Here is a 19070-nt window from a genome sequence, read left to right as displayed (position 1 = left end):
TGGTTATATGCGACGGATCGTAAATTGGTTCAGCATACCGTTTCAAATTGTAATTTCGGCGTGTTCTTATGGTTTTGTTTATGTTATGCGCTGGGTTCTGCGAAAGATTAACAAGGAAGGCGGCATAATGTTGCTGGGAAAGCATGAGTCTCTTTCCTGGCAGGGTTGGTCCAAAAGCCAGACAAGGACCTGGGGACTTCCCTATGTAATGATTGTCGCGCCCAGGTGGAATCCCCACTCGGTACAGCACCATGTGGGCCCCCTTGAGGTAAGCGGTGAAATCCTCATCCATGTGGAAACAGCCCGAAAGTCCGCCAAACAATGGATCATTTCCTTCTACAGGCATGGAAGAGAGGTTAGTACCCTGAGTTCGATGAAATGCACCAATCATGATTCATGGCAATCGGTCATGTTGACGCCGGGGACATATGCAATTTTTTTGCGCTATTACAATTGGGATAAAAATGGCGAATGTCCTGCTGTAAAAATCGACAACAAATTACAAATTCCACCCTGTCCGATAGAGCCTGAAATAGAAAGTTATGAAAAGTTTATGAGTGATCTGAAGCACCGTGGAAATGGCTTCTATTGTTTTTTGCATTATTACGTTTTAAAAACCCTACAATGGCACAAGCATTTGCCGGGCAAATTTGTGCGAAAAGCCTATTTGCCGTTCGGTAATGCGGGGACCATCTTTTACTATGGGCTTTTGGATAAGGGAGAGGTCCTGCAAATCGATTATCCTCAAAGTCTATCCGAAAAAGCCAGTGTATACCTGGTTGTACTTGATACATGCGGTTTTCCGGTATTCTGGCTTATGCTTGCAAAGACCCGGTTCGTATCCGATGAAATGCCACGAAATGGGACATATCTCATAAGAATTATCTACAACAAGTTTAAGGATTATCATGCTGCTGTGCGTAATATTGAATACTGCAATTTCCATGTAAAGGAGGGGAAATATAGAATTTTGAGCATAAAGGATAACGTTGGTTGATATTTTGGAAGGATGTCTGATACAGATAAAATAAAATCGATCTGGTGATTAAAGCGCTATGTGGAGGATGCTATGAACATTGTTAAAGCGATTAATGTTGTGTGGCACGATAATCATCTCGAGTGTGGAGAGCGGGAAAAGAGCCTCGGTCAACAAGGCTGTACTATTTGGCTAACCGGCCTTCCTTCATCCGGTAAGAGTACGATTTCCTTTCTCCTGGAGCGGGAACTCATAAAGCGCGGATATATAACCTATGTTTTGGATGGGGACAATATTCGGCATGGTTTAAATAAGAACCTCGGGTTCTCCAAGGAAGACCGCGAGGAGAATGTTAGGCGTGTGGGTGAGGTGGCAAAGCTTTTTGCCGACGCCGGATTAATAGTCGTAGCAAGTTTAATTTCACCTTATCAAATGCAGCGTAATTTTGTCCGGAATCTTCATGAGTCAGTGGGGCTTTCCTTCATTGAGGTATTTGTTGATGCGCCTCCTAATATTTGCGAATGTCGGGATCCTAAAGGTCTCTACAAGAAGGCGCGAATGGGAGAACTGAAAGGATTTACCGGAGTTGATGACCCATACGAGCCTCCTGTATACCCGGAAATCGTAGTGAAAACGGCCGAAAGTCCCCCCAACAAATGTGCGGATAAGATTATTACTTATCTGTTGGATAATGGATACCTTAAATCTGAATATAAATATGAAGCTAACCCACCAGGTATATTGGTGTGAATATTAGCGATAAGTAGCAGGTACTTATTCACGGGCATATTTTCAAAGGAGGTATAAAGAAAATGTTTAGACTGGGTATGAGCATGTTTAGGAAGTTATTTGTTGTACCGGTCATGATTGCAGTTTTGCTAATCACCTGTCAGGCAGCTTTTGCGCAAGATCTAGTAAAGGTTGCTGACAATGTTTACGCCTTTATTGCGCCGAGCGATGGACCCGCGGACAGTTATGGTGCTAATGCCGGGGTTGTCATCGGAAATAATGGAATCGCAGTGGTCGATACTCTAATGTCCGCAAAAAACGCAACACGGTTCATTAACGACATACGGTCTATTTCGGATAAACCAATCAAGTATGTGATTAATACCCATTATCACATGGATCACACGTTCGGCAATGCAGAGTTCGCTAAAATAGGAGCAACCATTATCTCACAAGAAAACGCCAGACAGAATATGGAAAAGTACTTACCCTATGAGTTGGCACATTTTCAGAATTTTGGATTAACACAAGATGAAGTGGAAGGAACGACTATCGCTTACCCCACCGTAACGTTTCAAAATAAAATGGGTTTAGATCTAGGCGATCAGGAAATCCAGTTAATTTATCCCGGACCATCTCACACCGATGGAAATATTCTGGTTTACGTGCCTAAGGCCAAAGTACTCTTTGCCGCGGATATTCTGGTTACAGATTACTATCCAATGTTAGGGGATGCCGATATCAATGAATGGGTTAAAGCACTCGACTTTATTAACACATTAAATGTTACCAGTATAATACCGGGCCATGGCCCTATATCCACCCCAAAGGATGTTACTGACATGAAGGAATTTCTGCTTGCTTTTGATCAGAATGCCAAAAAGTTGTGCGCGCGTTCAACGGATTCTGATTTCATTGCCAGTACTATACAGAATTTGTTACCGCTGAGACATCATTCCGCACTTTGGATCAAGCCAAGCATTGAAATAAAATATCTTAAGAATTCCAATAGTATAAATGTTAATGAGTAAGTTTATGTGACCGTCAAACTGTTACCTTCAGATTGGCGGTCACACCGCATAAAAACCGTGCCGTTTCGCATTTGATTGCTACTACCCCCAACCACCTTGTGCTGATAACCCATATCAGCCTCCTGATAAATCCAGACCTAGTACTAAGCACGTTAAAATCTCACCAACACAGTGTGTAGATTGGATTATGGGGTATATAATGCATAACTGATGCTTAAAGTCTGAATATAACGGTGGGCAATCCCTCTCTGGTTAAGGATTAGTGGTTTGTTAATACTGAAGCTATAATGTGACATGTTTTTAGGGCATACCCTTCCCAGAGGGGAAAATTATAAATACGTATAGGTGTGTTGTGTTATGAATAACAAATATGACTTGCATCAAATTAATACATTTCATTTTGGTTGGTCTAATTATTCTTATATTGTTTTTGATAACATGACTAGATCTGCTATGGTTGTCGATCCTGCATGGGATCTTAAAAAAATAACTGACATATTAAACCATTTAAACGCGGATTTGGTAGCAATTTTTTTAACTCATTCTCATTATGACCACACAAACCTGGTTGACCCTTTAATTAAAATGTTCAATCCTGCTGTTTATATGTCAAGAAAAGAAATTGATTACTATAAATACTGGTGTAGTAATCTGATTGCCTTAGATGATGAGGAGAAGATTAGCGTAGGAAGAATAGATGTTTTTTGCTTACTCACACCTGGACATACAGCCGGCGGGATGAGCTATTTGTTACCTTATAGCATGTTTACCGGAGATACCATTTTCGCCGAGGGGTGTGGCATTTGTAATTGTAACGGCAGCTCGGCAGCTCAAATGTTTGAAAGCATTCAAAAAATAAAATCCCAGGTACCGGATCATGTGCGGATTTATCCAGGGCATTCATATGGTAAAATTCCAGGACAATCCATGGGAAATCTTAAAAAGGAAAATTTTTATTTCAATATTGATAAGAAAGATTACTTCATTAATTTCCGAATGAGAGGAAATCAAAAGAGTTTATTTAATTTTCGATAGATACTTACAAATTATTGAGGCAGGAGAGGACTCAAATGATACAAAAAAATAACATGGATTTTATTGTGCCCAAGCGAGCATTCGGCAATACTGGAGTTAAAATATCGAAACTCTGTCTTGGTGGAGGATCCTTTGGAAACACAGACAGCCAAGCTTTGCTGGATGAAGCCTTGAGGCACGGCGTGGATTGCTGGGAGATTGTTTCATTTACAGGAAAAGTATATGCTGAATACTTCCGGAAAAATCCCGGGATACGAGAAAGAGTTTTTTTGTCTGGAAAAGTTTATTCAACAGATCCAGTTGTCATGCAGGAACAGTTGGACAAAGTTCTCAAAGAGAATGGAACGTCCTTTATAGACTTTTTAGCAATACATTCAGTGGATGACATCAAGACGCTCAATAATGATGTAAGAAAATGGGTTGAGAAAGTCAAAAAGGAAAAAAAGATTCGATTTTTCGGATTCTGCACCCATAAAAATATGGATAACTGCCTCATCGGCGCCTCTGAGCTCGGTTGGATAGATGGAATTCAAACGTTTTACAACTATAGGATGCAGAGTATTAAAAGCATGGAAGACGCTTTGCAAAAGTGCCATGGAAAAGGCATTGGCATATTTGCTGTTAAGTCCATGGGGTTCTGTGTTCAGAAAAAAACCGAGCTGCAGAAGCTTCCGGGCAAGGAAAAGATAGATTTATTATTGGCAGGCCATAATATATCCTTTGAGCAATCAAAACTAAGGGCGATTTGGCAGAATCCTTCTTTAACATCAATCTGCTCTCTCATGCCTAACTCAGCTATTTTACAATCAAATGTTTTGGCGGCTATAGATGAGAATCCACTAGACCCTGAGATTTTAAGATCGTTGGTGGATTATGCAAATGCCACCGGAAAATATTTCTGTAGGCGCTGTGGCGCATGCGAAACAACAAATACCGATAAGATACCTATATTTGACATTATGGAAATGCTCATGTATTTAAGAGGATATGGTATTATAGAGCGGATTGCTCAGAGGTTTGCACAGATACCAAGTGGGATTCAGAGTAAAATAGATAGTAGCGATTATTCGAGTGCCGAAAAAATATGTCCTCAGAAAATGCCGATAACACGACTCATGAAGGAAGCCTATCTGGAATTGCACAAAGAGTGATATAACGCGGTCATAAATTTAAACCATACGTTTCCGGGTGGTGACAGCTACGCTGGTATTGGTCTAAAGGAAAGGGGACGCACCTCTATCTAAGGTTAGGGGACACACCTCTATCTAAGGAAAGGGGACACACCTCTCTTTGGAGCATGGCTTTAAGGTCAGAGGAATGTCCCCAATGTATATGGCTTTAGGGTCAGAGGAATGTCCTCAATGTATATAACTTTCCTGGCCGGAGGAATGTCCCCAGCGTATGTCCGGTGGGGGGATAACCCCTTCCGAACCCAGGGCTTACTTATATTAAGCCGCGTCCCTGAATACGGGCTTTTGATCCATGGTTAATGTTTCCTCGCTGGTCCTGTAACCCTCTTTTTCAGCAGTTACCGTAAAGGTATATTTTTGGGAAATCCCCGGCGGGTATGTAAAGAACCAGGTGTACTTATCATTATCAACCACCGCCGGTGTTCCATTTACATAAACATTCGCCCCGGCGGTGGTAGTGCCCTTTATGGTCAGCTCCTGTTCACCGGATACCTGGTCCACGGTCAGGGCCAGTTTGGGCATCAGCCTGTTAACCGTTATGATTTGGGACGATTCTTTTTCTCCCGGCCGGCCTGCGCAGACAATTAAGGTGTTGGGTCCAAATTCCGGCAGGGGGGCTCTAATTCTGAAATTACCTGTATCATCCGCCGCTACGCTGCTGTCCTCCACACAGATATCCGCGCCCGGGGGCGCCTGGCCGGTAAGATATACGAACCCGGACTCGGTCTCCTCGGGTTGCGCCACGGTTAAATCAGTGACGGAAGAAATGCTTACATTAACAAGCTCCGAGGCTTCCTGCCCGTCCACATTCACAACCCTTATATTAACCGGTGTTTGAAATTCATCGGGAAAATCCGTGGATTCCTTTTCGGCCAGTTGCAATATTTTATAACTTCTCACATTCAAATTTTCTTTGCCGGTTCTGGTGTGGTAATTGCTTACCAATCCGTCTATATTGATTTTATTAAGGGGATCAGTAACAATAGAAAATATTTTCACCCTTTCGTTATTAATAACATTGTCCGCGACATTGACTTGCAAAGTTACCGGCAGCTTCGGTTTTTCCAGGGTATAGAAATAATTTTTGCTCAAGCCAACGGGAGATTTAACCTTAAAGTGAATTTTATTTTTTCCATATTTTAATTCGTTGGGGAGAATTTTAAATATCGCTTTACCAGTGGCATCCACGGCTTGTTCCTGATCATTGTTGGTGGTAACCAGGCTGTCCCCCTGGGCCACGGATTCTATCACGAAGGTTTTATCTTTGTACATTGTAACAGTGCTGCCCCTGACGGCTTTTGTTTCTATCTCAATCAATCTGCCCCCGGCATCCCCCGTAATTTTGTGAGTGGCGGCGAAGGTTGGCCGGTGATTGTATATGTATGCGGAAATGAAAATTGTCAATAAAAACAGGGCCGATAATAGTATTTTTTTTCTGTTTGTTTTAACCCAATTTATTCTTTCCGCGGTTAATATATTATTCAAGAAATAGACCTCCAGGTAGCCTTTTTAATATATATTAATAGGTTAAATTACCTCTGGCAACCGTTTAAAATTAAAATTAACCTTAATCTTTTATATGTGGACAATAATTTTAACCGGCACAATAAAATCCAGGCTGGAAAAGCCTGGATTTGAGATCCGGGGCAGCTCTTTTACAACCGGTAAGGGCGGTTTTGTAAAATTCCGGCCCTTCAAAAAGATAAATTAGCAATTCTGGGCTTCAGTCCATATACCGTTAAAAAATCCTCCGCCCACTTTTCCGCATCCAGTTCAATCAGCCGCATCTTACTGGGAAGGAATCTGGATAACCGGCTGTATTTTTTGTGCTCTCCGGTGTAGTACTGCCAGAAGTGCCTTAATTCATGCGCCAAAACATGGAGAACTTTCCTCTCGAAAAGCCTGCGGGAGAATTTGCATATTCGTGGCAACCTGATCCAATCTAAAAAATTTATCCAAAGCATGTTAAAAGGATATAGTATTATAACGGCTTCTTGTAATTGGGTTTTTTCATCATCTTTAAAAATAGCAAAGCACATTCCCAAAGCGTCATCATAAGATTCGGATATTTTAAATTTAAGGTAGCCGGGCTGTTCTTTAAAACCTAGCTTATTTAATATAACCGGGGTGTTTTTATTAATTATTTCAGATGTTAATGATAAAATATCTTTTTTAGTCATTTTATGGCCTCCTCCTATTGCTTATTTTTGGAATTGTGTTCAAACCATGTTTGCAACCATAAAATGGGGTATTACTGTTGAGATGCGCACTTCTATCATTATTAATACGCAATTTCGCGCTTGAGGTAACCGGTAATCCGCGATAAAGCAAAAACCGCCCTTGGGCGGTTGAATTTTTTTATGTGCGGCGGACCCTTTTGGCCAGGCATAGCCGGTTTAATTTAGCGGTGTCTCCGTGAAATTCGTTCATATCCACATTTCCCTCAATGCCGGAGACCCGTCCCTTGTCCGTAAATTGCAGGAAGAGCCATGATTTCCAGACCGGGGAATCCGGCGGCTGCCGGTGGTGGTAGTGGGCAAGCCACAAAGGAACATCACTTAAACCATGATCCAGGTAATCCTGGATAAAGTGCCAGTAGGAATATAAAATTGGCCCTGCTCCGGACTCTTCTTTTACTATATCAATCCAGACCCTTACGATATCCGAAATTTGTTTTTTGTTTAGCCCCTTATTTTGCTCTATGTCTATCACCGGGGGCAAATCCAGAACTCCAAAACCACCGTGCTTTTTGATGACGTCAATGAAATGCCTGGCTTCTTTAACGGCGTCCTCCGGATCCGACGGGGTGCAGAAATGATACGCCCCCGTAAGGATTCCCGCCTCTCCGGCCCCCCTCAGGTTTTGGGAAAATTTATTATCCTCGTAATCCACTCCTTCGGTGGCTTTAATAAAGGCGAAAGAGATTCCGTCCTTTTTTACCAGGCTCCAATTAATATCGCCCTGCCAGCGGGAAACATCGATTCCCCGGGAATTTTCAACACTTCTTTCCTGCATTGCGGCACCCCCCTGCCTGCGCTGTTTGTTAAATAGAATATGCCGGCAGACCGGGTTATGGCCATTCCAATTATTAGAGATTGGGGCAACTGTCAGGTACGAGTAGGGCTTTTTTAGAGTATAATTATTAAAATGGTCCATAAGAAAGCACCGGCACTGTTTAATTTTCACTAAGGAAGGGACTCATAAAATGTTCGGTATTGAAAATTACGGCGTTTTTCTCTTTTCCGGGATTCTGCTGAATCTTACCCCGGGTTCGGATACCATATACATTTTAGGCCGGAGCATGGGGCAGGGCAAAAAGGCGGGGGTAATATCCGCCCTGGGAATTTCATCGGGAGCTTTAATACATACATTGCTGGTGGCTTTGGGATTGTCGGTGATATTGGCCAGGTCGGCTATAGCCTTTAACCTGGTTAAATACCTGGGCGCCGGGTATTTAGTTTATCTGGGAATTAAAACACTGGCCTCAAAGAAAGAAATTGTTGTGGAAAAAGATGAGGAAAGCCGTGCCGGTCTAAAAAGGATATATTTTGAAGGTATTATAACAAATTTACTAAATCCCAAAGTGGCTCTGTTTTTTCTGGCGTTTTTACCCCAGTTTGTGGACCCTGCCAATAATTACGGCGCTACGCCCTTTCTGCTCCTGGGCCTTACTTTTATAACCACCGGAACAATATGGTGCGTATTATTGGCGGTCTTTTCATCCTTCATGACAGATAAGATAAGAGGAGAGAAAAGAATATCCATATTGTTAAACAAACTTGCAGGTATAATATTTATCGCATTAGGTATAAATCTATTACGCGCAAAAATTAATTAACAGCTCAATAACTTAGGTACCAGTTCCTAAGTTATTGAGCTGTTTTTTTGCTTTCACCCGGCCTGGGGATGGGCCGCCGGTATTTTAAACTCCGGCATGCCGGCCGCAAAGGGCGCAATTTCATAGAGCCCATAATAGACCACAATATGGTCGTCCCCACCTATATAAAAGGGCTGGTCCTGTTCAATCGGCTTGAGAGTATCCAGGGCGTCCGGGAAATACATGTCCCGGTTGGCTTCTATTTGCTTTTTGATTTCCTGTGTAACCAGCATCCGGTAATTTTCATCGGGTTTGAAGAAATCCCCTATTTGCAGTTTTTTGCCGGATTCCGTATCAATATTGAGTGTTTCCCGGTAGGTCATGCCGTGGGCCCCGCCGGTGTAGGTGCCGTATTCCACGTTAATGCTCAGTAACCCGTTCTTATTATAGGGCACTGTAAATGATGTAACCACCGAATAGGTGTGAAAGAGTTCTCCCTGATTTTTTTGATCCTCCCTGGCCTGGGCTTCCAGATTCTTTTTCAGTTCAAGTGCTTTTTGGGCAAATGTATCGTTTAATTCCGTCTGCAACGAGGTGTCCCGCAGGCCTGAAATAACCGGAATCTGCAGTGACACCTCAATCGCTTCCGATTTTTCCTGAACCTTTTGGGTTTCTACCTTAATCATGCCGGCTGCCGGCTGAGTTTTTTCATTGCCGCAGCCGGCCATTAAAGTTGCCGTTAACAGGGCCATGAGCAGTACGAACAGAATTTTCCTGGACATATTTTGACCTCCTCGCTGACTTGTCAGAAACAAATTATAGCATATACCGGGGTAAAATAACCATAACCACATTTACTACAATTCCACTTCAATAGATTATACCCGCAGGTTTCGTAACTTTGGGAACTCCACCTTTGCCTTGCGCCGGCTTTCCGACCGCATTTGCTTTGAAACGCCCTATCCGATATTGAAAATCCCAAGCCGCACAGCAAAATACAAGCAAGGCAATTGTATTGACACTTGCCTTGCTTGCCGTTATTGAATAGCTCCAAATTTACCGGGAAGAATATCCGTCATATTACCTTGACAGTCATGGTAATATGGTCTATAGTGTATTCAAAGAGGTGTAATAATGATTGATCCAAAGATCTCCTCAGATTTACTCAGAGGGCATACGGATACTATGATTTTGAAAATTTTGCAAAGCGGTGACCAGTACGGCTATGAAATCGTCAAACTGATCCAGCAAAATTCCGGCGGCGAGTATGAACTAAAGGAGGCCACCATGTATTCCAGCCTCAAGCGCTTGGAGAGTGACGGCAACATCACCTGGTATTGGGGTGACGAAACCCAGGGCGGCAGGAGGAAATACTATAAAATTACGGAGAAAGGCAAATTGACCTATGCCGAAAACAAAAAAAACTGGGAATACGCCAAGCGCGTATTGGACCAATTGCTATAACAGAAAGGTGGCAAAGTAAAAATGAACGAGAAATTAAATCAATATTTGAACGGCGTGTTTTCTCCCTACGAGGGGCTTCGCACCGTGGAAGAGCTAAAGGACGAGTTGCGCCGCGACCTTCAGGAGAAGCTGAACGACCTTAAAAAGCAAGGTTATGACGACGAAACGGCTTATGCCAAAACTATTGATTCCATTGGCGATATTGAGGAAACCATCCGGGATGTGGCCGATGAGGCGAGATCGCTGGAACGGAAAGTGCTGACGAAATTTTCGGCAACCAACCTCCCCGGTTCCGATTTCAGAAATGTAACGGTACATGGAGGCAATTTTAACTATAGCGCTCTGAAAGAGGCGGACTTCAGCGGCTCCGACCTTACGGGCAGCACGTTTCGGGCCAGCGATTTGAATGGCGCAATTTTTGACGGGGCGAACCTGACCGATGCAAACTTCACAATGGTGTCGTTGCAAAACGGAAGCTTCATCAACAGCATTCTTATCCGGGCGAATTTTGACAGTTCCAATCTCTGCGGCATAAAGCTTGATGGGGCTAACCTGACCGAAGCGAAGCTGACAAAGGTTGGATTAAAAGGTGCGAAGTTTCAAAACTGTGTGCTTCACGGTACGGATTTTACCTATTCCGATCTGAGCGAGGTTTGCTTTGACGGGTTTGTGCTAAACGGCACGGTTTTCAATAAAACCTACCTTGTGGGTACGTCCTTTCGGGGCGCGACACTGCGAAATGTCTCTTTTTATAACATCGGCAGAAAGTCGCTTCGCAAGGCGAGCTTTGACGGCGCGTCAATGGATAAGCTGACCTACGCCCTTCTGAAAAGCGGCGGCGAGGCGAATTTAACCAATGTTACAATCATATAAGGAGGAAAAGAAAAATGGTACAAACCAGTGCCGCAATTTGTGCCAATAGACTTGAGAAGTCCTATAAGAAACTAAGGGTACTCAAAAAGGTGGATTTCAAGGTGCAAAAGGGCAGCATTTTCGCCTTGCTGGGTTCCAATGGCGCGGGCAAAACCACCACAATTAAGATTCTGACAACCTTACTGAATCCAGACAGTGGAAATGCGCAGGTGGGTGGCTTCGATGTTGTTCGGTAGCCGGAGCGTGTACGGGAAGCAATCAGCCTGACCGGGCAATATGCCGCCGTGGATGAGATTTTGACCGGGCGGGAAAATCTGCGCATGATCGGAAAGCTGCGCCACCTGTCCGATGTCAACCATAAGGTGGATGAGTTGCTGAAACAGTTTGATTTGCTGGATGCCGCCGACCGGCCTGTTTCAACGTATTCCGGGGGTATGCGACGCAGGCTGGACCTGGCTATGAGCTTGATTGGTACTCCAGCCATCATCTTTCTAGACGAGCCGACTACGGGCTTAGACCCGCAAAGCCGCATCGCCATGTGGAAAAAAATCAGAGCCCTGGCTCTAGCCGGAACAACCGTATTTTTGACCACGCAATACTTGGAGGAGGCGGAGCAGCTTGTCGACCAAATCGCTATTCTCCATAAAGGAAAAATCATTGTGCAGGGAACAGCGGCGGAACTGAAAAAGCTGCTCCCCCACGGGTATATTGAGCTGCGCTTTCACCAGGAGAATGCCGCACAAACGGCGCTCAAAGTCCTGAACACATACCAGGCGAACTTTAATGAGGAAGCCATGGCCATTACAGTTACCACCGACGGCAGCGCAAGGCAGATGGCTGATGTCTTAAACCGGCTGGAGGACGCAAATGTTCCCGTTGCGGAGTTTTCACAAAAATTGCCGACCTTGGAGGATGTGTTCCTTGCACTTGTTGATAACAAACAGAAGGAGGCAAAATAATGGAAACCGCTGCAAAATCCAAACACTATTTCAATGATGTAGGTATTATGACAAATCGATGCATGTGCCACGCGTTTCGAAGCGTGGACACGATCATCACCGTAATCGCCATGCCGGTCATGTTTATGCTTTTGTTTGTCTATGTGTTCGGCGGGGCAATCAACATCGGTCCGCAAAACGGCAAATATATCGACTACATGCTGCCCGGCATCCTGCTCATGGCCATCAGCAGCGGCGTGGCTTATGCCGCTGTTCGCCTGAACAGCGACGTTACGAAAGGAATCTTTGAAAGGTTCCATTCCATGCCTATTGCCAAATCATCCTTGCTTTGGGGGCATGTGCTTACCTCGGTTGTATCCTGTGCCATTTCCTTAATTGTTATCGTATTGATTGCCCTGCTCATGGGTTTCCGGCCGTCAGCCGGAATTGGCGCCTGGCTGGTTGTCACGGGAATTTTGTTGCTGTTTACGCTTGCCACCACTTGGCTGGCGGTGGTATCCGGGTTATTGGCAAAAAGTGCGGAGGGCGCCGGTGTTTTCGCCTATCCGCTCATGTTCCTGCCATTTATCAGTTCGGCCTTTGTTCCCACTGAATCCATGCCGGGGCCTGTCCGGGCTTTTGCCGAAAACCAGCCGGTTACCTCCATCGTCGAGGCTGTACGCTCCCTGCTCATGGGGCAGCCGGTAAGCAATGAGCTTTGGATTGCGCTGGCATGGTGCCTGGGAATTCTTTTTGTAGCTTATATATTCGCAATGCGGGCTTACAGACATAAAGTAGCTTAATGTTCGCAAGTATTGCAGGTCCGCCCCGGCGATGGGCCAGCGCATAGGATAATGATACTTACGGTTTGAGCGCTTCACAGCATTGACCGTCGCGCCATCAGCATGGGGCGGCTATTTTTTAGTCGCTGTAATGACCTGTCTCTCAGCCACGGTATCCAGCCGGATATCGCCGAAGCCGGAATTTTCCAGCCAGCCGGTGAACTGTTCCATGGTCCAGGTGCCGCCGTTGCCGGTATTGACCAGCATATTCACGCCGAACACCGCTGCAAAGGGGCTGGCGCCCCGGACGAACTCCACTATGGCAATGCGCCCGCCGGGTTTTAAAACCCCCGCGGTTTTTCTGATCAATTCCTGGTTTTCCTCTTCACCCACCATGTGGTTGATATTGCCCAGATAAGCCAGATCAAAGGGACCTTCGGGCAAGGCCACGTTGAAATCCCCGGCTATCATTTCGATACCTGCGGCCGCTGCCTCTTTTCCCATCATGGACACCACTTCAGCCAGATCCAGCACGGTTACGGCGGCTCCCAAAGCGGTAAAAGCCCTGGCATAGAATAACGGGCCTCCTCCTATATCCAGTACCCGGGTATTCCGGGGGGAGCCGGACAGCAAAAATTCCCCCATGGGCCGGGCGCTGCGCCGGGCGCCTTCCTGCATGGCCGCCATAAAGTAAGCTGTGGTAACTGGAGTGCGTTTTCTGGGATGCGGTTTGCCGGTGGCTATTACCTCCGGAAGATGTATCCAGGATTTGAGCAGCTCGTAGCGGTGCATAAAGGAAAGACCCGTATAATTGGGGGCGCCGGGAGTGAAAATCATATTTCTGGCATCCCCGGAGAGGGCGTACGAATGGTCTTGCCTTGTAAGGTAACCCAGCGCCGCCATGGCCTCCAGCACTGTCCAGACAGCCCTCTGGTCCGCTGTTATTTCCGCCGCCAGTTCGGCGGCGGTCATCGGCCTTTTCTCCAGGGCGTTGATAATGCCGGTTTCCACCGCCGCTCCCATAATTAATAAATCAAAGGGGACTGCCATTATATTTTTGTCGGGCAAATTTATCCTACCTCCAGTCGGTTTAGTATTGTTGTCTTTATAATGTGATATTTCCTCCGGGCCGGCAAGGCTTATTATGTAGTTTTGTGAAATTCCATTTGTTGATATGCATGGTGAAATGCCGATTTGGTCAGAGATTATTTAAATATTTATCCCTGTTGTTTAGAAAATCCCTATAAACCAGGTAGTGCTCGGTTTTCTCATAGGGCACCTGTTTAACCGGGATATGATCGAAACTGTAGATCGTGGCTCCGGGGAGGGCAAGCAAAATTGGAGAGTGGGACGCGATTATAAACTGGGAATGTCCGGCCAGGCTCATTTCCTTTAATATTTTTAACAATTCCAGCTGTTTCCCGGGAGACAAGGCATTTTCCGGCTCGTCCAGCAGATAAAGACCTTTAATTCTGTATCTGCTTTTAAAAAATGCCATGTGATACTGGCCGTGAGATTTTGTCAGCAGGTTTTCTCCGCCGTAATACTTTAGAATGCCGGGGTCGGCCTTGGCCCACCGGTCTATATTATCGGCAAAATTACGGAAATATTCGGAGGCAAAAAAGGAGCCGGGCACTGTGCCGCCGGACCACACAATATCCATATATTTGTACAAATCCTCCGAATACCTTGTGTTATGGTTTTGGCCGCTGTCTTCATCTTTCCATATGTGAATATTGCAGGCCCGCGCCAAAGCCTTGAGCAAGGTGGACTTGCCGGAGCCGTTTTCTCCTATAAAAAAGGTTACCGGTGTGGTGAAAACTATTTTTCCGGTGGCATTAAATACATCCAGGCAAAAAGGATATTCCGCCCTGGAAGGATATTTTTCCTGTAAAAGGTTGATTTCCGTTAGATGCATTGTTGAGGACCCCTTGTTTCATTGATAATATGCTTTATTTTATCACTATATGGCAAATACATCCAGCAAGTAATATTTATCCGGCTGCCGGCCTGCAAGACCCGGTTCTCACTTATGTTCGACCGGCCCGGCTTTGCGGCTATAAATAAGCGAACCCCCCTGTATTAATCTCAGCCCGGGCCGAGGTCATATCCACAACCCTTTTGGATACCGCCTCAGCCTTTTCCGGCCGTATATGAAAATTTATATGAACTCTCTGGCCGTAATTAATATTAATATTTGTCGCTCCGGAGTTTTCCAGCTCATATTTGACAGGTCCCAGCCACTGGTAGTCCAGGTTTATAGCCACCTCCCTGTATAATAGTTTTTCAACCACCGCGGCCTTTTCTATGGCCTTTGAGGCGGCCTCGCTGTAAGCCCTGACAAGCCCTCCCGCTCCAAGCAGTATGCCTCCGAAATATCTTGTCACAACCAGGGCCGTACAGGTCAGCCCCTTGTACCTGATTACTTCCAGGATGGGCTTGCCCGCGGTTCCGCCGGGCTCGCCGTCATCGCTATACCGCTGTATCTGTTCATTGATTACATAGGCAAACACATTATGGTTGGCCCGGCTGTGTTCTTTTTTTACTTGATTTATACAGCCCATGGCCGCTTCTTCATTATCGACCGGAAACGCCGAAGCGATAAAACGGGATTTTTTAATAATGATTTCAATTTGAGCTGCCTTGCCAATGGCAACAAGCCTGTCTTTCATAATAATAAATCACCCTTTTCACCGGCTTTGGGCTGCCGGACTCTTGTCTTAACATTCTACATGACCAATCCCTCTAAAGCACTAAAAATTATGGAGCGGCCGGCCACGGTCCCCGAAAGATGGCAATAAAAACCACTATTAAAATAGTAAGAATAGATATATAATTTACCCACAAAACACTCATCAGTGATGAGGAGTTGATTTTGAATGGTGGAACCTTATCAGTCCGGTTTCTTTAAAAGCAATCCATACGCCGTGAAAAGGGAGGTGCAGGGCAGGCTTGCGGTGGTTTTACGGGGTAAGCTGGATAATCGCGGACTTAATTTAATTACCCCCATATCCAGGGCGGTTCAAAAAAATGAAATCCATGAGTTGATACTCACCGATGAAGAGGGAGCGGTTCCTGGAAGCAGGGTCGATGGCATAGCATACCTGGGTTTTGTGGAGATAATTACCGGCGGGGTTTTGGTGGCGGGTGACGAATTTATATGTAACGGTGAATTTCTGGGCAGAGTTGCCGGTTTTGATGAAACTCACCTCCCCAATCACCTGAATATAGTTATATCTTCTCATAAAAGAATTGACGGAATGGAACTGGAAGTCCCGCTGGAGGCCGTTATTGTGTTCAGGCAAAATCAGCGCGAATAAATTTCGGAGGTGCGCCAAATGGATAAACCAAAGTTCAAATTTCAGCTGTACAAACAGCTTCAGGCAAATATTCCGAATATTTACACAGAAGCCAAAAAAGCTGCGGATGAAATAGGCATACCCCAGGATATAAGAGGTAAATTCGGATTGACCGGCGCCATATCCGGGTGCCCCGCGCCCCTGCGGGAAGATATTATGAAAGCCGGAGAGAAAGGCGCTTTGGAAGTAATTCCCCTGGCCAAATTAATGGATGAAATAAGGGAAATTGTGAAGGATGTTTATGGGGATGAATACGACGCCGCCGCCACCAGCACCTGCGAGGCGGGTATCTGGGTGTGCTATGATGTGCTGTTTTCCCCTCCTCTGCTGGGCAGGGGCGATAACTACCGGGCCAGATATATAGCCCCCTATGAAAAGCACCTGCACCACCAGGGCAGTTACGGCCGGCCTTTTCCGCCGCGCTTCAAGGATATATTCGCGGACAGGGGCTCCACCGCCGGCGAACTGGGATTTTACGGCAAAAGGCAAAACAATCTGGATACCTTGATCGTGCCCCTGGCCGGGGCAAAATATGATGTTCACGGAATCAAATACCATCCGGTGCCCCTGCTTACCGGGGTGGACCCCCGGGCTTCCATAGAAAAAATAGCCTTCCATGCCGAAAGCCACAAAAGTATGCTCACCGGAATAACCTCCCTTGGATATGAAACACCTGGTTACGGTTACGGTGTTAAGGATGAGCAGGGCACTCCGGTGCTTCAAAAATTGTTGGGACAGCTGGCGCATAAATACGATATTCCTTACGTGGTGGACAACGCCTGGGGACTGCCCTTTGTTGGCTTCGATCCCAGAAAAACCGGGGCGGATGTGGTGGTATACAGCATGGACAAGGCCACCGGGGCCGCCACCAGCGGTTTGATTATAGGGAAAGAGGAATACATGGTTCCCATCCGGCGCGCCCTGGGCCTGCACGGCGACCGCTGGGGAACTACCGCCTCTTACGGCAAAGCCGCCTATGTTACTTTCGACCCGGGCAAAGAGGCGCTGCTGACACAGATACAGGCTTTAAAAGTGCTGAGGGACAATCCTGAAAAACTGACCGGGCCGGTGGACGAGCTGGAGAAAATAGTAAAAGAGGAATTTTCAAAGCTGCCTGCCGGGCTGCTGGAAGGAATAATAATTTCCAAGTCCTACAACTCCACGGCGGTGGAAATAAACTACGAGGGCACCTGGAAAAATGGGGCGGCGGGAATACCCATCTTTTCCATTGAGGATATGTATGCCGGGAGCAATATATTACAGTCCGGACTGGCGCAAATGGGTATCATTCCCACAGTGGCCTATGACGGCAATATATATATTTCCCCGGGGCTGGGCACCACGGACGAGGCTGGCGGGCTTTTGGACAGGGAGACCCGCTACGCCGTGCGGGGGCTGGTCCGGCTCATTGAAATAGTTTGCAAATATGCCGGAATATTATAGGCGGTGAAGGTGAGTCAGCGAGTCAAAGAACCGTCCCCTGACTCACCGACTCACACCCTGACATTAAAAAGGAGGCCTAAGTCATATGGTACACGTGGTGGTGGTCGGAGGCGGCTGGGCTGGCGCCGGCGCTGCCCTGGCGGCGGTCCGGGCGGGAGCCGGGGTAACTCTCCTGGAAAGAACCGATATGCTGCTGGGGACCGGTCTGGTGGGCGGAATAATGCGCAACAACGGCAGGTATACCGCAGCCGAGGAATCCATTTGCATGGGAGCCGGCGATATATTTGAGGTGGTGGACCGGGTGGCGAGGCATAAGAACGTTGACTTTCCCGGGCACAGGCATGCCACCCTGTACGATGTGGCAAGAATCGAGCCTGCCATAAAGGGTCTGCTTATTGGCAACGGCGTGGATGTGCGTCTCAAATGCAGGGTAAAGGATGTCAAACTGGACGGCGGGCGTATCCAGGGAGTTGTGCTTGACAACGGAGATGTGATAACCGGAGACGTGTTTGTGGAGGCCACCGGCAGCGCAGGGCCCATGAATAACTGCACAAAGTACGGAAATGGATGCGCCATGTGTGTTTTACGCTGCCCGACCTTCGGAGGCAGGGTGAGCATAGCCGCCAAGGCGGGGGTTAAAGAATTTATGGCCAGGAAGAGCGACGGTTCCATAGGGGCCATGAGCGGTTCCTGCAAACTCTTTAAAGAATCGTTAAGCCGTGAAATCACGGAACAGCTGGACCAAACCGGCGTGGTGGTGATACCTATTCCGGAAAATTTAAGAAAAGGCGAGGGGATACTGGCTAAAAAGGCCTGCCAGCAGTATGCCCTGGCGGACTTTGCCGAAAATGTTATTCTGCTGGATACGGGGCACGCAAAATTAATGGCTCCCTTTTACCCGCTGGAATTATTACGGCAGATCCCGGGTTTCGAATACGCCAGATATGAGGATCCCTACTCCGGGGGCATGGCCAACTCCATACGCTATCTGGCTCTTTCCCCCAGGAACAACGCCTTGCAGGTGGAGGGGGCGGACAACCTTTTCTGCGGCGGCGAGAAAGCAGGCCCGCTGGTGGGCCATACCGAGGCCATAATCACCGGCACACTGGCCGGGCACAACGCGGTGAGATACGCCATGGGGCTGGAACTGCTGGAAATCCCAACGGAGCTGGCCACAGGAGACGCCATTGCCTATGTCAACGAACAGGTGAGGGCCGGCCAGGGGCTGTCCATGAAGTATACATTTTCCGGCTCGGTTTACTTCCAGCGCATGGTGGATAAGGGTTTCTACACCACGGACATTGCTCTTATCAGGTCCAGGGTGAATCTGGCCGGCATGACCGACATATTTAAAAATAGGCTCAATTAAAGGCGTCCCCCCGGTTTTTCCCTTTAACGCGCCCCGGCGCCTTTAGATTTCCTGTTGCCGTGAC

Annotated in this window: 20 protein-coding genes and 2 pseudogenes; 15 read left to right on the top strand and 7 right to left on the bottom strand. The window is 46.6% G+C overall.

From position 1 onward, the window contains the following. Nucleotides 1–7 precede the first annotated feature (7 nt). The 5 genes from DCCM_RS13845 (at nt 8) to DCCM_RS13825 (ending at nt 4922) form a co-directional block, all read left to right on the top strand. Nucleotides 8–997: a DUF6208 family protein gene (locus DCCM_RS13845; protein WP_104372975.1), complete on the top strand. Its 990-nt coding sequence runs from the start codon at nt 8–10 to the stop codon at nt 995–997. A 72-nt stretch (nt 998–1069) separates the two neighbouring features. Beyond that, the gene (gene cysC, locus DCCM_RS13840; protein ID WP_104372974.1) at nt 1070–1726 is read left to right on the top strand and encodes an adenylyl-sulfate kinase; all 657 of its coding nucleotides are present in this window, start codon (nt 1070–1072) and stop codon (nt 1724–1726) included. 62 nt (nt 1727–1788) lie between these two features. After that, a complete protein-coding gene (locus tag DCCM_RS13835) occupies nt 1789–2736 on the top strand; it encodes an MBL fold metallo-hydrolase (protein ID WP_104372973.1) in 948 nt (315 codons plus the stop codon). 357 nt (nt 2737–3093) lie between these two features. Beyond that, the gene (locus tag DCCM_RS13830; RefSeq protein ID WP_104372972.1) at nt 3094–3771 is read left to right on the top strand and encodes an MBL fold metallo-hydrolase; all 678 of its coding nucleotides are present in this window, start codon (nt 3094–3096) and stop codon (nt 3769–3771) included. Between the two features lie 35 nt (nt 3772–3806). Continuing rightward, nucleotides 3807–4922 (top strand): aldo/keto reductase, encoded by a 1116-nt coding sequence (locus tag DCCM_RS13825; protein ID WP_104372971.1) that lies wholly within the window; start codon nt 3807–3809, stop codon nt 4920–4922. Nucleotides 4923–5219: 297 nt separating this feature from the next. Here the strand turns inward: DCCM_RS13825 and DCCM_RS13820 are convergent, their stop codons facing one another. From DCCM_RS13820 to DCCM_RS13810, 3 genes are all read right to left on the bottom strand, one after another. Continuing rightward, complete coding sequence (locus tag DCCM_RS13820; protein WP_104372970.1) at nt 5220–6446, bottom strand: hypothetical protein; 1227 nt, start codon at nt 6444–6446, stop codon at nt 5220–5222. Nucleotides 6447–6655: 209 nt separating this feature from the next. Continuing rightward, nucleotides 6656–7141, bottom strand: a complete 486-nt coding sequence (locus tag DCCM_RS13815; protein ID WP_104372969.1) for a hypothetical protein — start codon at nt 7139–7141, stop codon at nt 6656–6658. A 178-nt stretch (nt 7142–7319) separates the two neighbouring features. Then, nucleotides 7320–7976: a glycoside hydrolase family 25 protein gene (locus DCCM_RS13810; RefSeq protein ID WP_165792169.1), complete on the bottom strand. Its 657-nt coding sequence runs from the start codon at nt 7974–7976 to the stop codon at nt 7320–7322. Between the two features lie 190 nt (nt 7977–8166). Here DCCM_RS13810 and DCCM_RS13805 point away from each other — a divergent pair, with 190 nt between their 5' ends. Beyond that, a complete protein-coding gene (locus DCCM_RS13805) occupies nt 8167–8799 on the top strand; it encodes a LysE family translocator (RefSeq protein ID WP_104372967.1) in 633 nt (210 codons plus the stop codon). Nucleotides 8800–8852: 53 nt separating this feature from the next. On the opposite strand, the gene DCCM_RS13800 is transcribed toward DCCM_RS13805, so the two are convergent. Next, nucleotides 8853–9560 carry a DUF3298 and DUF4163 domain-containing protein gene (locus tag DCCM_RS13800; protein ID WP_165792168.1) on the bottom strand — a complete coding sequence of 236 codons (708 nt, stop codon included), beginning with the start codon at nt 9558–9560 and terminating at the stop codon, nt 8853–8855. A gap of 61 nt (nt 9561–9621) precedes the next feature. On the opposite strand from DCCM_RS13800, the pseudogene DCCM_RS19845 reads away from it, so the two are divergent. From DCCM_RS19845 to DCCM_RS13780, 6 genes and pseudogenes are all read left to right on the top strand, one after another. Then, nucleotides 9622–9773, top strand: a pseudogene (locus DCCM_RS19845) (relaxase/mobilization nuclease domain-containing protein); the annotation flags it as partial. A gap of 139 nt (nt 9774–9912) precedes the next feature. Beyond that, entirely contained in the window at nt 9913–10242 is a 330-nt protein-coding gene (locus DCCM_RS13795; RefSeq protein ID WP_104372965.1) for a PadR family transcriptional regulator, read from the top strand. Between the two features lie 21 nt (nt 10243–10263). Continuing rightward, nucleotides 10264–11115: a pentapeptide repeat-containing protein gene (locus DCCM_RS13790; protein ID WP_104372964.1), complete on the top strand. Its 852-nt coding sequence runs from the start codon at nt 10264–10266 to the stop codon at nt 11113–11115. A 14-nt stretch (nt 11116–11129) separates the two neighbouring features. Continuing rightward, nucleotides 11130–11648 (top strand): annotated as a pseudogene (locus DCCM_RS19760) (ATP-binding cassette domain-containing protein); the annotation flags it as partial. A gap of 3 nt (nt 11649–11651) precedes the next feature. Beyond that, nucleotides 11652–12074: an ATP-binding protein DrrA1-3 family domain-containing protein gene (locus tag DCCM_RS19755; protein ID WP_373855475.1), complete on the top strand. Its 423-nt coding sequence runs from the start codon at nt 11652–11654 to the stop codon at nt 12072–12074. After that, nucleotides 12074–12856 (top strand): ABC transporter permease, encoded by a 783-nt coding sequence (locus DCCM_RS13780; protein ID WP_104372963.1) that lies wholly within the window; start codon nt 12074–12076, stop codon nt 12854–12856. Before DCCM_RS19755 ends, DCCM_RS13780 begins: the two co-directional genes overlap by 1 nt. 111 nt (nt 12857–12967) lie before the next feature. On the opposite strand, the gene DCCM_RS13775 is transcribed toward DCCM_RS13780, so the two are convergent. From DCCM_RS13775 to DCCM_RS13765, 3 genes are all read right to left on the bottom strand, one after another. Next, nucleotides 12968–13903: a class I SAM-dependent methyltransferase gene (locus DCCM_RS13775; RefSeq protein WP_104372962.1), complete on the bottom strand. Its 936-nt coding sequence runs from the start codon at nt 13901–13903 to the stop codon at nt 12968–12970. A gap of 130 nt (nt 13904–14033) precedes the next feature. After that, complete coding sequence (locus DCCM_RS13770; RefSeq protein ID WP_104372961.1) at nt 14034–14753, bottom strand: AAA family ATPase; 720 nt, start codon at nt 14751–14753, stop codon at nt 14034–14036. Between the two features lie 139 nt (nt 14754–14892). Further along, a complete protein-coding gene (locus tag DCCM_RS13765) occupies nt 14893–15507 on the bottom strand; it encodes a YigZ family protein (RefSeq protein WP_104372960.1) in 615 nt (204 codons plus the stop codon). A gap of 207 nt (nt 15508–15714) precedes the next feature. Between DCCM_RS13765 and DCCM_RS13760 the strand changes: the two genes are divergently transcribed. The 3 genes from DCCM_RS13760 to DCCM_RS13750 all read left to right on the top strand — a co-directional run bounded on the left by DCCM_RS13760 (nt 15715) and on the right by DCCM_RS13750 (nt 19006). Continuing rightward, the gene (locus DCCM_RS13760; protein WP_104372959.1) at nt 15715–16155 is read left to right on the top strand and encodes a DUF6917 domain-containing protein; all 441 of its coding nucleotides are present in this window, start codon (nt 15715–15717) and stop codon (nt 16153–16155) included. A gap of 18 nt (nt 16156–16173) precedes the next feature. Next, nucleotides 16174–17637 (top strand): hypothetical protein, encoded by a 1464-nt coding sequence (locus DCCM_RS13755; RefSeq protein WP_104372958.1) that lies wholly within the window; start codon nt 16174–16176, stop codon nt 17635–17637. An 85-nt stretch (nt 17638–17722) separates the two neighbouring features. Beyond that, nucleotides 17723–19006, top strand: coding sequence for an FAD-dependent oxidoreductase (locus DCCM_RS13750; protein WP_104372957.1), 1284 nt, complete (start codon nt 17723–17725; stop codon nt 19004–19006). Nucleotides 19007–19070: the final 64 nt, after the last annotated feature.

This window comes from Desulfocucumis palustris (assembly GCF_002933875.1).
Taxonomy (GTDB): Bacteria; Bacillota; Desulfotomaculia; order Desulfotomaculales; family Desulfocucumaceae; genus Desulfocucumis; species Desulfocucumis palustris.
The sequence above is the reverse complement of the archived record's forward strand: the minus strand, read 5'-3'. Positions and strand labels throughout refer to the sequence as shown.

What these genes read in the sequence shown, in the direction of transcription:
- DCCM_RS13845 (WP_104372975.1), top strand. Translation starts at nt 8, where the DNA reads ATGCGACGGATCGTAAATTGGTTCAGCATACCGTTTCAAATTGTAATT.
- cysC (WP_104372974.1), top strand. Translation starts at nt 1,070, where the DNA reads ATGAACATTGTTAAAGCGATTAATGTTGTGTGGCACGATAATCATCTC.
- DCCM_RS13835 (WP_104372973.1), top strand. Translation starts at nt 1,789, where the DNA reads ATGTTTAGACTGGGTATGAGCATGTTTAGGAAGTTATTTGTTGTACCG.
- DCCM_RS13830 (WP_104372972.1), top strand. Translation starts at nt 3,094, where the DNA reads ATGAATAACAAATATGACTTGCATCAAATTAATACATTTCATTTTGGT.
- DCCM_RS13825 (WP_104372971.1), top strand. Translation starts at nt 3,807, where the DNA reads ATGATACAAAAAAATAACATGGATTTTATTGTGCCCAAGCGAGCATTC.
- DCCM_RS13815 (WP_104372969.1), bottom strand. Translation starts at nt 7,141, where the DNA reads ATGACTAAAAAAGATATTTTATCATTAACATCTGAAATAATTAATAAA.
- DCCM_RS13810 (WP_165792169.1), bottom strand. Translation starts at nt 7,976, where the DNA reads ATGCAGGAAAGAAGTGTTGAAAATTCCCGGGGAATCGATGTTTCCCGC.
- DCCM_RS13805 (WP_104372967.1), top strand. Translation starts at nt 8,167, where the DNA reads ATGTTCGGTATTGAAAATTACGGCGTTTTTCTCTTTTCCGGGATTCTG.
- DCCM_RS13800 (WP_165792168.1), bottom strand. Translation starts at nt 9,560, where the DNA reads ATGTCCAGGAAAATTCTGTTCGTACTGCTCATGGCCCTGTTAACGGCA.
- DCCM_RS13795 (WP_104372965.1), top strand. Translation starts at nt 9,913, where the DNA reads ATGATTGATCCAAAGATCTCCTCAGATTTACTCAGAGGGCATACGGAT.
- DCCM_RS13790 (WP_104372964.1), top strand. Translation starts at nt 10,264, where the DNA reads ATGAACGAGAAATTAAATCAATATTTGAACGGCGTGTTTTCTCCCTAC.
- DCCM_RS19755 (WP_373855475.1), top strand. Translation starts at nt 11,652, where the DNA reads ATGTGGAAAAAAATCAGAGCCCTGGCTCTAGCCGGAACAACCGTATTT.
- DCCM_RS13780 (WP_104372963.1), top strand. Translation starts at nt 12,074, where the DNA reads ATGGAAACCGCTGCAAAATCCAAACACTATTTCAATGATGTAGGTATT.
- DCCM_RS13770 (WP_104372961.1), bottom strand. Translation starts at nt 14,753, where the DNA reads ATGCATCTAACGGAAATCAACCTTTTACAGGAAAAATATCCTTCCAGG.
- DCCM_RS13765 (WP_104372960.1), bottom strand. Translation starts at nt 15,507, where the DNA reads ATGAAAGACAGGCTTGTTGCCATTGGCAAGGCAGCTCAAATTGAAATC.
- DCCM_RS13760 (WP_104372959.1), top strand. Translation starts at nt 15,715, where the DNA reads ATGGTGGAACCTTATCAGTCCGGTTTCTTTAAAAGCAATCCATACGCC.
- DCCM_RS13755 (WP_104372958.1), top strand. Translation starts at nt 16,174, where the DNA reads ATGGATAAACCAAAGTTCAAATTTCAGCTGTACAAACAGCTTCAGGCA.
- DCCM_RS13750 (WP_104372957.1), top strand. Translation starts at nt 17,723, where the DNA reads ATGGTACACGTGGTGGTGGTCGGAGGCGGCTGGGCTGGCGCCGGCGCT.